The organism is Zunongwangia mangrovi, from assembly GCF_900112105.1.
Lineage (GTDB): Bacteria > Bacteroidota > Bacteroidia > Flavobacteriales > Flavobacteriaceae > Zunongwangia > Zunongwangia mangrovi.
On sequence record NZ_FOKV01000013.1, the window covers coordinates 1 to 14,462 of the forward strand.

Sequence of the window (14,462 nt, forward strand, 5' to 3'; positions counted from 1 at the left end):
GCACGCCATTTATAATGGTCGCCGCTTAGCCACACCTGGCTGATGGTATCGAACTGCATATCGGCAGCGATCTGTGCCGGTGGCAAATGATTATGGTAATCGATGATCGGTTGGTCCTTTGCATACTGGTGATACAACTCCTCAGCATACGTATTCTCCAACAAAAAATTATCCGTGATAAAAGGTTTATTACTCATTTGGTTTGTTTCAATTTTCAGAAATTATCGGCCCATCCAACCACCATCTACGGTGAGAATGCTTCCGCTCATATAATCACTAGCTTTAGAAGCTAAGAATATAATTGGTCCTTTAAAATCTTCAGGTTCTCCCCAACGTCCTGCCGGAATTCGGGATAAAATAGCTTCACTACGTTCTTCGTTATCACGTAATGCTTGTGTATTATCTGTTGCAATATAACCTGGCGCAATAGAATTCACCTGAACTCCTTTTCCTGCCCATTCATTAGAAAATGCCATGGTTAACTGACCAATAGCTCCTTTTGAAGCCGCATAGCCAGGCACTGTAATACCTCCCTGAAATGTTAATAACGAAGCGGTAAAAATGACTTTCCCGTGACCACGTTTCAACATTTCTTTACCGATTTCTCGAGTAAGAATAAATTGTGCGTTTTGGTTCACTTCAATAACCTTATCCCAATACTCATCAGAATGTTCTGCTGCCGGAGCTCTTAAAATAGTCCCGGCGTTATTTACTAGAATATCGATTTGTGAATTTTCAGCTTTTACTTTTTCAATAAATATATACAAGGATTTACGGTCTGAAAAGTCGCACTGATATCTTTTAAAACTTTTTCCAATTTCTTTAATTCTTTTTTCAATTTTAGAACCTTCAACTTCTAATGAAGCTGAAACGCCTAAAATATTAGCTCCTGCTTCTGCTAAAGCTTCAGCCATTGCAAAACCAATTCCGCGTTTACAACCGGTTACTAATGCTGTTTTTCCTTCTAAACTAAATAAACTCATATTAGATATTATTTTAATTCGTCTGGAGTTACACCATCCATATCACCATAATCTAAATTTTCACCGGCCATACCCCAAATAAAAGTATAATTTGAAGTACCTGCTCCTGCATGTATAGACCATTCCGGTGAAATTACCGCCTGATGGTTTTTCATAAAAATATGACGTGTTTCCTGTGGTTGTCCCATAAAATGACTTATAGACTGGCCTTCATCTAAATCGAAGTAAAAGTAAACTTCCATTCTACGCTCGTGCGTATGTGGCGGCATGGTATTCCAAACGCAACCTTCCTGAAGCTCGGTCATTCCCATTTGTAACTGACAAGTTTCAATCACGCTATTCACCAATAATTTATTGATCACACGTTTATTAGACGTTTTTGTATCTCCTAACTCAACAATCTCTGCTTCAGCCTTTGTCACCTTTTTAGTCGGGTAAGACTTATGTGCAGGAGCCGAATTAATGTAAAAATAAGGCTGTTCTTCTGTAGCCTCAAAAATAACTTCTTTAGTTCCGCGACCTACGTAAAGTGCTTCACGATGACCAATTTCATAAACTTCACCATCAACCGTTACTTTACCTTTGCCCCCTACATTGATCACACCTAATTCACGGCGATCTAAAAAGTTTTCAGCCTTCAGTTCATCAATAGCTTCTAGTTTTAAAGCTTTATCTACCGGAAATGCACCTCCAGCAATATAGCGGTCGTACATGGTGTAGGTTAAACTAATTTGATCTTTTACAAACACCTCCGGAATTAGGAAATGCTCTCGAAGTTCTTCTGTAGTATATTTTTTCACATCTTCGGGATGATGCGCATATCTAAATTCTGATTTTGTCATGGTTATGGTATATTTAATTTCTTTATTTCAATGTATGGAATATAAGCAATTTCAGAGTAAAATTGAAGCTTTGCATCCTGCACTGACCTGAACTACTTTTAGCTAATTTATAATTATGCAATCGATTACACAAATTTTAATCTATTATTTTATAATTTAATTTAATAAATTATAAAATAAAAATCATATTAATAGTACAAACGAATTTCAAAGAGATTTTAAATCAAACCACTAATTATTTAGTACACTGATAATTTCTGTTTTTATTATATTCCTCCAAAAGCGCTAAAACCACCATCTACAGGTACAACAATACCCGTAACAAAAGCTGAGGCGTCGCTTGCTAACCAGATTGCAGCACCTTGTAATTCTTCGGGTTCTCCAAATCTGGCCATTGGTGTGTTATCTACAATCTTTTGCCCACGGGCTGTTAAGGAACCATCCTGATTTAAAAGAAGATCACGATTTTGTTCTCCAACAAAAAATCCAGGTGCAATTGCATTCACGCGAACGCCTTCACCGTATTTATGATTTAATTCTACAGAAAGCCATTTTGTAAAATTATCAATCGCTGCTTTAGAGGCAGAATATCCCATTACTCTGGTAATCGATTTTTGCGCCGCCATCGAAGAAATATTGATAATACTTCCTTTCTTTTGCTTCACCATTTCTTTTGAAAAGATCAAGGTTGGAAGAATTGTACCGTTAAAATTCAGCTGAGTAACACTATCTAGAGCTTCTATAGAAAGATCAAAAAATTCCTGATCTGGTGTGATTACCGCACCTTTTTTATTTCCGCCAGCTCCATTCACTAAAATATCGATGCTTCCCCATTCGGTAAGAATCTTGTCTTTAGCTTGGATCAAACTTTCTTTATCTAACACGTCAGCAACTAAAGCTAAAGCTTCACCACCAGCGTCTTGTATCTCTTTTACTCTAGTATTAACTGTCTCTTCAGTTCTACCTAAAACAGCCACTTTAGCACCATTTTTTGATAGTCCGTGTGCAATCGCTCCGCCTAAAACACCGTTCCCACCGGTTACAATTGCTACTTTTCCATTTAATTCAAACATATTTTTATTTCAATGAATTTATAATTCCGAATTCTAAACCTCGTAATTCTGCTAAACCACGTAAACGACCAATAGCTGAATACCCCGGATAATATGGTTTTCCCTGATCGTCCATCATTTCATGACCGTGATCTGGTCGCATTGGTAATATTCTTTGATCTGTTTGATGACAATCATAAAAAGTTTTTATCAATTCAAACATTTGAGCTCTTCCTTCTAAATGATTGGCTTCATAAAAATGATAAGGCGCTACCCTATTTACCGAACGCAAATGCACAAAGTGAATTCGATCGTAATACGTTTTGATAATGTCGGGGAGATTATTTTCTTCTGAAGCGCCTAAACTTCCACTACAAAATGTGAGTCCGTTATGGTTTGAAGGAACCGCTTCAAAAATAAATTTGAAATCTTCAGCTGTGCTCACAATTCTTGGTAAACCAAAAACCGGCCATGGCGGATCGTCTGGATGAATGGCCAACACAACGCCTAATTCTTCGGCAACCGGAATTACTTCTTTCAGAAAGTAAATTAAATTCTCCTGTAATTGCTCCCGTGAAATTCCATCGTATTGTTGTAAACCTTTTTTCAGTTTTTCAATAGTAAAACCATCTTTATCACCTGGCAATGCCATTAATAAACTCTGCTTTAAAACCGCAATTTCTTCGTCACTCAGACTTTCATATTTCGCTTTCGCTTCTTCTAAAATATCATCTGAATATGATTTTTTAGCTCCTTCACGTTGCAACATATAGATATCAAAAATCACCACATCTACCATTTCGTGCAGTAAAGCCGTACTTCCATCTTCAAGCTCGTAACGAACATTGGTTCTTAACCAATCGAGAATCGGCATAAAATTGTAGCAAATGGTTTTTACACCACAAGCTGCTAAATTTTTGAGACTCACTTTATAATTCTCGATCAACTGGTCTCTTTCAGGTCTTCCTTGTTTGATAAATTCGTGAACAGGCAGACTTTCCACTACATTCCAATGCAATTTAAAAGGATGTAATCGATTGCTTTCATCGAGCTGAGAAATGCGGTCTTGTATGGCGTCCTTGGTCCAGATGTCACCAACAGGAATTTGATGTAAAGCAGTTACCACACCATGCGCGCCTGCTTGTTTTATTGTAACTAGATTTACAGGATCATTAGGCCCATACCAGCGCCAGCTTTGTTCGAAAATCATATACCGTTAAAATTAGAATTACAAAGTACTAAAATCCTTTAAAATGTAAGGAAGTAATAATTTTCAATTTCAAAAATTAAACAGAGCTCTCCATCCTGCTGCCTCCTGAAAACATTAAATTTTATTAAAACAAACATCAGCTTAAATACCTAATAATTCACATTATAGATTCACTTTCTAAATTAAATTGGAATAAAGAACTGAAAATGTAATAATTCAATAATGATAAAATTATAATATCAAATTGGTTATAACCGCCGATTGCTAAACCCTCAAAACTTTTTTATAATCCTCGGGGCTATCGACATCAAATGTGTTTTCAGCTTCGAGTTTTATGATATTTTTCTCACTTCGTAATAACTCTTTTGCACCACTGTCACCCTTGAGTTTTGTTAATTCTGAAAAGATTTTCTGCGGAAATAGTGCAGGAACACCTGGCTTCCCTGAATAACTCGTGGCGACGATCTCAGATTGATTTTCGATAAATTTCTTGATCATTTTATTCAAATATTCTGAAGAAATAAACGGCTGATCGCCCAACATCACTAAAATTCCATCATAAGCTTTATAATTCTGAATAGCTTCTACTCCAACTGCAATAGATTTTCCTAAACCCTCATTCCAATCGTTATTTTGGATAATTTCTATACTTTGAAAATCTACTTTTTGCTGAATCTCTTCCTTATTTGCTCCTAAAACACAAAAAACCTGATCGTTCTTGCTCATTTTGGCGGTTTTCAAAGCATTTTCTAAAAGCGTAGAATCCTTAAAAGCTAAAATTTGCTTTATATCATTCATTCTTCGGGAAGCACCGGCGGCAAGCACTAAAACTGCAATTTTAAAATCTGTATCCATATTATCAAATCTTAGTGAATAGCGCCCATTTTTTCTCGTAAAGACGGAATCGATTTTCCACGTTTTACGGCCAAAATTTCTGCCAAGATCGAAACCGCAATTTCTTCAGGAGTTATCGCCCCAATATCAATTCCGGCCGGGCCATAAAGCTTATCGAAAAAATCAAACTCGACATCAATTTGCATTTCGATCAATTCATTATACATTTTTTCACGACGCTTAGTGGAACCCAAAATGCCAATATAAAACGGATTCTTATCTTTTATCGATAGCAAAAAGTGAAGATCACGTGCATAATTATGCGTCATTAAAACAACCGCGGTTTGGCTATCGATCTGCAAATCTTTCGCCTGCTCTGGATCGATCGTTAAAACTTCTTTACTTCCAGAGAAATTTTCTGTGGTTTTAGGATCTCTGGGTGAAGAAATAATACTTACCTCCCAACCTAATTGTGACGCCGAAAGCCCTAACTTTACAGCATCATGTTCAGCACCAATCAAAATTAATTTTGAAATCGCCGGTAGTTGCTGACTAAATTTTTGTAAACCAGAATGATCTGCTAATCCTCTTGAAGTCATCGAAAATTGCCTTTCTCCAAAATCTATTACAGACTCCAAAGCTTCAAATTCACCGACTTCCTTTCTAAAAAACGAATCAATTTTAAATGATTTTCTATTCTCAATTTGCTGAAAAAATAACTGCTCAAATTCCGAAGAAATCGCCACAGGTTCCAGTAAAATATATAAAATGCCCTCGCATCCTAGACGATAACGGCCATCGTAAGTCATCATTTTTGCGACTCCGGTTTTTAATACGGTTTGTGCTTCAAACAACACATCTTTTTCTACACACCCACCACTCACAGCTCCGGTCATTCCTCCGTCTTCAATGATCAACATTCTAACGCCCGGTTTTCGGTAAGACGAACCATCTAATGCAACCACACTTGCCAAAACACTTCGTTTTCCCTGTTGCTGATTTTGTAAAACCTGACTTATTATTTCTTTAAATTCGTGTGTCATTTTTATTTATTTCTCCTACAATCTGAATTTTCTCCGTTTAAACCTACAATTTCGAGTTCTAAATAGATTGTTTTTCATACTTTAAAATTCACTTGTAAAACTGCTCATTTTTAAATCAATTTTGAAATTAATCAATAGAATAGCTTCAATTTGAGCAATAGCTCTTAAATCTTTCTTAATTTTAGAAACTTCCTAAAGGAAAGTTTGAATTTCATAAGTGATTGTGCAATTCAGCTTTTATATTTACCTTAAAAAATGAAAATCTTACTTTTCGGAGTTGCGAAAGATATTGTAGGAAATCAGGTGCTGGAAGAGCCTTCTTTTAAAGCTAAAAACGTAGCTGAATTAAAGCAGGAGCTCATCACAAAATATCCTGAATTTGCAAAGCTTTCTTCTCTGGCCGTAGCTGTAGACGAAAAATATGCCTGTGATGACAGATCGATTTCCGCAGAAAATGAGATCGCAATTATTCCACCGGTTAGCGGAGGTTAATGAAGTTTGAAGGATCCTTAACTAGGGATATATGGAAAAGAAAATTGAAATTATAGAAAATATCGATCCGTCTGTGATCTATAAAGATCTTTCCCACCCTGCAAGCGGTGGAATTTGTGTTTTTATAGGTGCTGTTCGTGATACTACCCAAAATCAAAAAGTAAACTCCCTTTTTTTTGAAGCCTACGAAGCGATGGCCATTAAAGAAATGGAAAAGATCGCAGCTGCCGCAAGTAAGCAATGGAATTTAAACCGACTTATTATGCAGCACGCGGTTGGCGATAAGAAAGTTGAAGAACCTGTTGTTCTTGTGGGCGCTTCATCTGCACATCGCGATGATTGCTTTGAAGCCTGTAGATTTTTAATCGATACGCTAAAGGAAAAAGTTCCCATCTGGAAAAAAGAATTTTTCGACGGTAATGACGAAGTTTGGGTGACACCACATCCATAATCGCAAATTTAAATCCCCAAAAGAAGACGTTAATGCTTATAGATAATCACCAAAGAAAAATTAATTACCTGCGACTCGCGGTGACCGACCGTTGTAACTTGCGATGCAATTATTGCATGCCAGAAAGCGGAATTAATTTTGCAAAAAAAGATAAACTACTATCGATCGATGAGTTATATCGCTTAAGCAAAACTTTGGTAGAACAGGGCATCACAAAGATCAGGATTACCGGCGGTGAGCCTTTTGTTCGTAAAGATTTAATGGTATTGCTTCGTAAACTTTCTGCGCTGCCAAAACTCGAAGATATTAGCATTACCACAAACGCAACTTTAATTGGACAGCATATTCCTGAGTTAAAAGAATTAGGCGTAAAAAACATCAATTTAAGCCTGGATTCTATCACTCCTGAAACTTTTAAAAAGGTAACTCGGCGTGACCAGTTTGAAACAGTTTATGGCAATTTGATCAAGTTGATTCAGGAAAATTTTAATGTAAAGGTAAATTTTATCGCGTTAGATGGGCAGAATACTAAAGATATGATTCCGATTTTGGAAGATCTAACGCGACATTATCCGGTTTCGGTTCGTTTTTTAGAAGAAATGCCTTTTAATGGCGGAAGCAAAAACTTCCAAACCATAAAATGGAATCATAAAGCGATCTACAATTATATCGCATCTCATTACCCAAATATCGAAAAGCTTTCTTCTGAAAAAACTTCAACCTCAGTAAATTATAAGATTGCAGGTTTTGAAGGTACTTTTGGAATCATCCCTAGTTTTACCCGTAATTTCTGCGGAAGCTGTAACCGCTTAAGGATTACCGCAACTGGCGATGTTATTACCTGCCTTTATGCCAGCGCCGATCGAAATATTCGCGATATTCTTCGTGCTGAAGATTCCGAAGAAAATATCAAAAATGAGATTCTAAAAGCTGTTGGCAGTAGAGCAAAAGATGGTTTTGAAGCTGAAGCTCGAAATAAAAATTATTACGAAAATTCAATGACAAGTATTGGTGGATAAAAAACTCTCACATATTAACAAGCAAGGAAATGCTGAAATGGTAGACGTTTCTGAAAAAGAGATCACCAGCCGAACTGCCATTGCAAGCGGCCGAATTGTATTTCCTGCGGAAGTTTTTAAGCAACTGCAAAAAGATGATTTTCTAAGCAAAAAAGGAAGCATCACGCAAACAGCGATCATTGCCGGAATTCAGGCGGTAAAGAAAACTTCAGATCTAATTCCGCTTTGTCATCCGCTTCGCTTGTCGAAAATTAATATTGACATTCAGCCTGGAGAAAACTCACTGGATATCGAATGTTTGGTAAAATGTAACGAGCGTACCGGCGTAGAAATGGAAGCTTTAACCGGAGTCTCAACCGCAGCGCTTACCATTTATGATATGACCAAAGCTTTAAGCCACGATCTGGAAATTTCAGAAATAAAACTGAAAAAGAAAACCGGCGGAAAAAGCGATTTTGGAGCTTGATGATGTGTTGATTTGCTAATTTGCTGATGTGTTTATTTGATAATGAGATTTTCGATTATGTTGAATTTTGAACCTTTAATGTGGAATTTTAAATATGCTATAAGCTAACGGCTGAAAGCTAAAAGCTAACACAAAACAATGAAAACTAAACTAAACGGACTCGTACTTGCAGGTGGAAAAAGCACCCGAATGGGTACCGATAAAGGTGAACTTGCTTATCACGGCAAGCCGCATCGTGAATATTTATACGAACTTTTGGAAGAATTTTTCGACGATGTTTACCTGAGCATTCGAAGTGAGCAACAGCAAAATTTACCTGAAAATTTAAAAACGATCACCGATAAAGACCAATATCGAGGTCCGCTAAACGGAATGATCAGTGCGCATCAGGAATTTCCTGAAGTTTCCTGGTTAGTGGTTGCAACCGATTTACCATTGATCGATAAAGATTCGATTCAGCAATTGATCGATCAGCGAAATCCTGAAAAAATAGCAACAGCTTACGCCACGAATCAATCGAGGTTACCAGAACCAATGTTTGCGATTTGGGAAGCAAATTCTTTTCCAAAAGCCATAGAATATCTGGAAAGTGGCACGAATACTTGTCCGCGTAAATTTTTGATCAACTCAGAAACCGAATTGATTTTTCCATCGAGCGATGATATTTTGATCAACGCCAATAATAAAGAAGAATACGAACTAGCCCTAAAAAAATTACAACAAGTTGAATCCTGAACGCTACACAAGACAAACTCGGCTTCAGGGATTTGGCGAAGCCGGGCAACAAAAATTGGCTGATGCTAAAGTTTTGGTGATCGGCGCGGGTGGTCTTGGTGTTCCCGTTTTGCAATATTTAAGCGGAATGGGCGTGGGAACCATTGGTATTGTTGATAACGACGTGGTTGATATTAGCAATTTACAGCGTCAAATTTTATATTCTGAAAATGATCTTGGCCAATCCAAAGTTGAAATTGCGAAGCAGAAATTAACTGAACTAAACAGCGAAATTGAGATTATAACTTTCCCGACTTTTATTTCTACGGAAAATGCTTTAGAAATTATAGCCAATTTTGATGTGATCGTTGATGCATCAGATAATTTCCCCACACGATATTTGGTAAATGACACCTGTGTAATTCTGAAAAAACCTTTGATTTATGGTGCTTTGCACGCTTTTGAAGGGCAGGTAAGCGTTTTTAATTTTAAAGGCGGCCCAACTTATCGATGTTTATTCCCTGAAATGCCAAATCCTGAAGAAATTCCAGATTGTAATGAAAATGGTGTTTTAGGAATTATTCCCGGAATTATTGGAAGTTTACAGGCTCTGGAAGCTATAAAAGTGATTACCGGAATTGGCGAAACTTTATCGGGAAAATTATTATTGCTTGACGGTTTAAATCAATCACAGCAAAAAATAAAATTCGGTTTAAATCCGAAGAATCTTGAGATTAAGGAACTTCAAAAATCCTATGAATTTAGTTGCGCTACCGAAGTAAAATCGATAGAAGCTGAAGCATTTCTCAAAAAATGGAATTCAGAAAATATTCAACTTGTCGATGTACGAAATCCAGAAGAAGTAGAACGACAAAACTTACCTGAAATTCAGCGAAAAGACTGGAAGAATATTCCGCTTAGTGAGCTTCAGGAAAAATCATCGAAAATCGATCTGCAGAAACCAACATATTTTTTATGCCAATCGGGTATGCGGAGTTTAAAAGCGATTAATCTATTGGAAGGTTTAAAAATCTACGGAGATTTTGTAGACGTAAAAGGTGGTATGAACGCAATTTCGGAATTAACAGCAACTACAAAACACTCTTAACTTAATGCCGAAATTCGATAAAATCAAGCTGTTTTTTTTATGTTGTTTTGCACTCTTCTTTTTCGCTTGTAAATCTGAAAAAGAATCAGATGCCATAAAAATTGCTACGGCTGCAAATATGCAGTTCGCGATGAACGATTTAATTGAAACCTTTCAGCATGAAACCGGTATAAAATGCGAGACTGTAGTTACTTCTTCTGGGAAATTAACGGCACAAATTAAAGCCGGAGCGCCTTTTGATGTTTTTGTTTCCGCAGATTTAAAATATCCGAATACACTTTTTAAAGAAGGTTTTGGTGAAGAAAAACCAAAGGTATATGCTAACGGAACTTTGGTGTTGTGGACGACTTCAGAAAAGATAGAACCTTCATTAGACATTCTTTCTGAAGAAAAAATAAAACATATCGCAGTTGCGAATCCTAAAATCGCTCCGTATGGTCGTGCTACGGAAGAATTTCTAAAAAAAGCAGGGAAATTCGACGATTTAGAGTCAAAATTTGTGTTTGGTGAAAGTATTTCAGCGGTGAATCGCTATATTCATTCCGGTTCCGCAGAAATTGGATTTACGGCCAAATCGGTTGTACTCTCTCCAAAAATGAAAAATATAGGAAATTGGATCGAAATAGATCCTTCACAGTATTCTGCTATTCAACAAGCAGCTTTATTACTGAAATCTGAACAGCCAAAAACTTTAAAAAATGCTCGTAAATTTTACGAATTTCTGTTTTCAGCAAAAGCGAAAAAGATTTTGGAGGAGTATGGGTATAGAAGTTGAATTTTATGATTTGAAAATGGGGCGATTTTATAATGTTGAATTCTGAATGTTGAGTGTTATAACCAAAAGCTGATTGATTGAAAATGTGTTGATTATAACATATTTATTATCAGAAGTAATAATGAAGCGTCACCCTGACTTGTTTCAGGGTCTCATAGTCTTAAAAGCTCTTATGAGATTCTGAGTCAAGCTCAGAATGACAGGTGTCAAATATTAAGGATTCGTAATTGCTGAAAGCTGACAGCTAGAAACTGAGAACTCAGCTATAAACCGTTAACTAACTAAAATGAATAACCTCTCCGGAAAAATAAAACACATCAAAAATTCAGAATATCTTTCTGAAGTCATTATCGAATTAGAAAATAATTCAATTTTCAATGTTTTTCTAGTGGAAACTCCGCAAACTGCTTCGTACTTAAAACCGGGTCAAAAAATCAAACTCCTTTTTAAAGAAACTGAGGTTATTATTTCAAAGCATTTGATGCCAGAAATTTCAATTCGAAATCAATTAAAAGCTGAAATTATCGAAATTAAACCGGGAAAAATTCTAAGTGAAATTGTGCTAAAATCAGCTGTAGGTAAAATTAAAAGTTTACTCAGTTCTACTGTTTTGCAACAAATGAATTTCTCCGAATCACAGGAGGTTCTTATTTTAGTAAAAGCGAACGAAATTATGCTTTCCGAATGATCTGGGAATCCCTTTGGCTTACCTTAAAACTGGCTCTAATCACAACGCTTTTGCTTTTTGTGATCGGCACGCCATTAGCCTACTGGCTCTCGGCGACCAAAAGTAAATCCAAGCCCGTTTGGGAAACTTTGGTAAGTATGCCGCTTATTTTACCACCCACGGTTTTAGGTTTTTACCTTTTAATTGCCTTTGGACAATCAAGTTTCATAGGTAAGTTTTTAGATGATTTTTTCGGGTTGCAATTGGTATTTTCGTTTAGCGGACTCGTACTTGCATCGGTCATTTACAGCTTGCCATTTATGGTGCATCCCATCCAAAGCGGATTTAGTTCGCTGCCCATTCATTTAAAAGAAGCTGCATATTCTTTAGGGAAATCGAAAACTACTACGTTTTTTAAAATCATGCTCCCAAATATCAAGCCTGCGTTGTTAACGGGAATTGTTCTTTCTTTTGCGCATACGATTGGCGAATTTGGTGTGGTTTTAATGATCGGCGGGAATTTACCCGGCGAAACCCGTGTAGCATCGATCGCTATTTATGATGAAGTTGAAGCGCTAAATTACAGCAACGCCAATACGCTTTCTTTTATCCTTTTTGTGCTGAGTTTCGCTATTTTACTTTCTGTTTACCTCATCAATAATAAATCCCTAAACCGAATAGTAAAATGATCGAATGTAAACTGAAAAAAGAGCTATCTGCCGCAGAAGGAAAAATGATTTTGAATGTTGATTTTCGATTAAATGAAGGCGATTTTATTGTCTTATATGGAAATTCTGGTGCAGGAAAAACTTCTATTTTAAGAATGCTATCGGGTTTATTAAGTCCGGAAGATGGCTATATAAATCAGGATTCTAATGTTTGGTTTAATGCTGAAAAAAAAATCGATCTACCAATACAAAAACGGGAAATCGGACTCGTTTTTCAAAATTATGCGTTGTTTCCGAATATGAATATAGAAGAGAATATTTATTTCTCGCTTCCGCAGAAAAAAGATAAAAAAACTGCTGAAGAATTAATCGAATTGATGGAGCTTGGAAATCTTCGGAAACAAAAAATTCAGCAACTCTCTGGTGGGCAACAACAGCGTGTCGCACTGGCCAGAGCTTTGGCTAGAAAGCCTAAACTTTTGTTGTTGGACGAACCTTTGAGCGCCTTAGATCATGGTATGAGAACTAGGCTTCAGGAATATATTTTAAAGCTACATAAAACCTACAATCTAACCACTATTCTAGTAAGCCACGATCCTGCAGAAATCATTAAAATGGCCGATAAAGTTATGGTTCTTGAAAATGGGAAAATTACCAAAACCGGACCTCCAATTTCGATATTTAGTGAAAATAAACTGAGCGGGAAATTTCAGTTTACCGGAGAAGTTTTAGCAAAGATCGACGAAGAAGTGATTTCGATCTTGCATATTTTGATTGGTAACAATGTGATCAAATCGGTTTCTGCAAAAGATGAAATTGCACATATTCAAAAAGGCGATAAAGTGCTTGTTGCTTCAAAAGCTTTTAACCCTATTGTAACCAAGATTGAATAAAATTTGAAATAATTTGAAAAGATTAGATTCAGCCTAAATAAAAAATTATGATCTCACACCCTGAAGCTTTAGAAAAAGTACTCGCCACAATCACTAATTTCGGTACAGAGAAAGTTGCGCTATTAGAAAGTGTTAATAGAATCTTGGCTGAAGATATTTTTGCCGATCGTGATTTCCCGCCCTTTGATCGCGTAACCAAAGATGGAATCGCGGTAAACTCAGAGGCGCTTGAAAAAGGTAAAACTTCTTTTAAAATTGAAGCAGTTTACGCAGCCGGCAGTCCGCAGGGAATTTTAAATGATCCTAAAAATTGCGTTGAGATTATGACGGGTGCGATGCTGCCCAAAAATTGTGATTCGGTTATTATGTACGAAGATGTTGAAATTGAAGACGGAATTGCGAGATTACAAACTGAAGTAAATGCGAAGATAAATATCCATCGCCAGGGAAGTGATCGCCAGAGCGGAGAAGAAATATTATCCAAAAATCAACGAATTTCGGCTAAAGAAATTGGGGTATTAGCTACGGTTGGAAAAGCAGAAGTTTTGGTTAAAAAATTACCCAAAATCGCGATTATTTCTACCGGAGATGAATTGGTTGATGTTGCTGAAACTCCGCTTCCACATCAAATTAGAACTTCTAATACCTTAAGTTTATTTGCGGCTTTGGAAAAAGAGAAAATCACACCGACTTTACTGCATATTCGGGATGAAAAAGAGGTAATGTTACAACAGGTAGAAAATGCTATGAACAACCACGATGTATTATTGCTGAGTGGTGGCGTTTCTAAAGGAAAATTCGATTATTTACCTGAAATCTTAGAAGAATTAAAGGTGGAAAAGCTCTTTCACCGTGTTTTGCAACGTCCCGGGAAGCCTCTATGGTTTGGGAAACAACACGAAAAAAATGTTACTGTTTTTTCTTTTCCCGGCAACCCGAATTCTACTTTTGTGAATTTTCATATTTACTTTAAAAAATGGCTTGCAGCTTGTCTGGGAAATGAAACCTCAACTTCAGAAGTTATTTTAAAAACAGATATCGCTAACCATCCAACGATCACAAGATATTTGCTGGTAAAAACTAAACTCGAAAATGGCCAATTTCAAGCTGAATTATTAAATGAAAATGGCTCTGGAGATTTAATTAGTCTGGCAAATGCCGATGGTGTAATTGTGCTTCCGCCAGAAAAAGATTTTAAGCAGGGCGATGTAATTGAGTTTGTTGAATTTTGAAATGTAGTGAGTA

At 36.6% G+C, this 14,462-nt stretch carries 18 protein-coding genes; 11 read left to right on the forward strand and 7 right to left on the reverse strand.

Annotated elements, in window-relative coordinates:
- From BM201_RS17255 to BM201_RS17285, 7 genes are all read right to left on the reverse strand, one after another.
- Positions 1–197, reverse strand: a 197-nt coding sequence (locus BM201_RS17255) for a glucuronate isomerase (protein ID WP_139219274.1), incomplete at its 3' end; no start/stop codon positions are given.
- Between the two features lie 24 nt (positions 198–221).
- A complete protein-coding gene (locus tag BM201_RS17260) occupies positions 222–983 on the reverse strand; it encodes an SDR family NAD(P)-dependent oxidoreductase (RefSeq protein ID WP_175487084.1) in 762 nt (253 codons plus the stop codon).
- Positions 984–991: 8 nt separating this feature from the next.
- Positions 992–1,825: a 5-dehydro-4-deoxy-D-glucuronate isomerase gene (gene kduI, locus BM201_RS17265; protein ID WP_092544946.1), complete on the reverse strand. Its 834-nt coding sequence runs from the start codon at positions 1,823–1,825 to the stop codon at positions 992–994.
- Positions 1,826–2,091: 266 nt separating this feature from the next.
- On the reverse strand, positions 2,092–2,898 hold the full coding sequence (locus BM201_RS17270; protein WP_092544948.1) for an SDR family oxidoreductase: 807 nt from the start codon (positions 2,896–2,898) through the stop codon (positions 2,092–2,094).
- Positions 2,899–2,902: 4 nt separating this feature from the next.
- Positions 2,903–4,087, reverse strand: coding sequence for a mannonate dehydratase (gene uxuA, locus BM201_RS17275; protein ID WP_092544950.1), 1,185 nt, complete (start codon positions 4,085–4,087; stop codon positions 2,903–2,905).
- A gap of 264 nt (positions 4,088–4,351) precedes the next feature.
- Entirely contained in the window at positions 4,352–4,942 is a 591-nt protein-coding gene (locus tag BM201_RS17280; protein WP_092544952.1) for a nucleotidyltransferase family protein, read from the reverse strand.
- Positions 4,943–4,953: 11 nt separating this feature from the next.
- Positions 4,954–5,964 carry an XdhC family protein gene (locus BM201_RS17285; protein ID WP_092544954.1) on the reverse strand — a complete coding sequence of 337 codons (1,011 nt, stop codon included), beginning with the start codon at positions 5,962–5,964 and terminating at the stop codon, positions 4,954–4,956.
- A 255-nt stretch (positions 5,965–6,219) separates the two neighbouring features.
- Here BM201_RS17285 and BM201_RS17290 point away from each other — a divergent pair, with 255 nt between their 5' ends.
- The 11 genes from BM201_RS17290 to BM201_RS17340 all read left to right on the forward strand — a co-directional run bounded on the left by BM201_RS17290 (position 6,220) and on the right by BM201_RS17340 (position 14,449).
- The gene (locus BM201_RS17290; RefSeq protein WP_092544956.1) at positions 6,220–6,456 is read left to right on the forward strand and encodes a MoaD/ThiS family protein; all 237 of its coding nucleotides are present in this window, start codon (positions 6,220–6,222) and stop codon (positions 6,454–6,456) included.
- A 31-nt stretch (positions 6,457–6,487) separates the two neighbouring features.
- A complete protein-coding gene (locus BM201_RS17295) occupies positions 6,488–6,907 on the forward strand; it encodes a molybdenum cofactor biosynthesis protein MoaE (protein ID WP_092544958.1) in 420 nt (139 codons plus the stop codon).
- A gap of 32 nt (positions 6,908–6,939) precedes the next feature.
- Positions 6,940–7,926 carry a GTP 3',8-cyclase MoaA gene (gene moaA / locus BM201_RS17300; RefSeq protein WP_092544961.1) on the forward strand — a complete coding sequence of 329 codons (987 nt, stop codon included), beginning with the start codon at positions 6,940–6,942 and terminating at the stop codon, positions 7,924–7,926.
- Positions 7,919–8,392: a cyclic pyranopterin monophosphate synthase MoaC gene (gene moaC / locus BM201_RS17305; protein ID WP_092545030.1), complete on the forward strand. Its 474-nt coding sequence runs from the start codon at positions 7,919–7,921 to the stop codon at positions 8,390–8,392. The genes moaA and moaC overlap by 8 nt, the downstream gene beginning before the upstream one ends.
- Before the next feature lie 138 nt (positions 8,393–8,530).
- Positions 8,531–9,127 (forward strand): molybdenum cofactor guanylyltransferase, encoded by a 597-nt coding sequence (gene mobA / locus BM201_RS17310; protein ID WP_092544963.1) that lies wholly within the window; start codon positions 8,531–8,533, stop codon positions 9,125–9,127.
- Positions 9,117–10,214, forward strand: a complete 1,098-nt coding sequence (gene moeB / locus BM201_RS17315) for a HesA/MoeB/ThiF family protein (RefSeq protein WP_092544965.1) — start codon at positions 9,117–9,119, stop codon at positions 10,212–10,214. The genes mobA and moeB overlap by 11 nt, the downstream gene beginning before the upstream one ends.
- A gap of 4 nt (positions 10,215–10,218) precedes the next feature.
- Positions 10,219–10,989, forward strand: a complete 771-nt coding sequence (gene modA, locus BM201_RS17320; RefSeq protein ID WP_092544967.1) for a molybdate ABC transporter substrate-binding protein — start codon at positions 10,219–10,221, stop codon at positions 10,987–10,989.
- A 286-nt stretch (positions 10,990–11,275) separates the two neighbouring features.
- A complete protein-coding gene (locus BM201_RS17325) occupies positions 11,276–11,677 on the forward strand; it encodes a TOBE domain-containing protein (RefSeq protein ID WP_092544969.1) in 402 nt (133 codons plus the stop codon).
- Positions 11,674–12,345: a molybdate ABC transporter permease subunit gene (gene modB, locus BM201_RS17330; RefSeq protein WP_092544971.1), complete on the forward strand. Its 672-nt coding sequence runs from the start codon at positions 11,674–11,676 to the stop codon at positions 12,343–12,345. Before BM201_RS17325 ends, modB begins: the two co-directional genes overlap by 4 nt.
- On the forward strand, positions 12,342–13,217 hold the full coding sequence (locus BM201_RS17335; RefSeq protein ID WP_092544973.1) for an ABC transporter ATP-binding protein: 876 nt from the start codon (positions 12,342–12,344) through the stop codon (positions 13,215–13,217). Before modB ends, BM201_RS17335 begins: the two co-directional genes overlap by 4 nt.
- A 47-nt stretch (positions 13,218–13,264) precedes the next feature.
- The gene (locus tag BM201_RS17340) at positions 13,265–14,449 is read left to right on the forward strand and encodes a molybdopterin molybdotransferase MoeA (protein WP_092544975.1); all 1,185 of its coding nucleotides are present in this window, start codon (positions 13,265–13,267) and stop codon (positions 14,447–14,449) included.
- Positions 14,450–14,462: the final 13 nt, after the last annotated feature.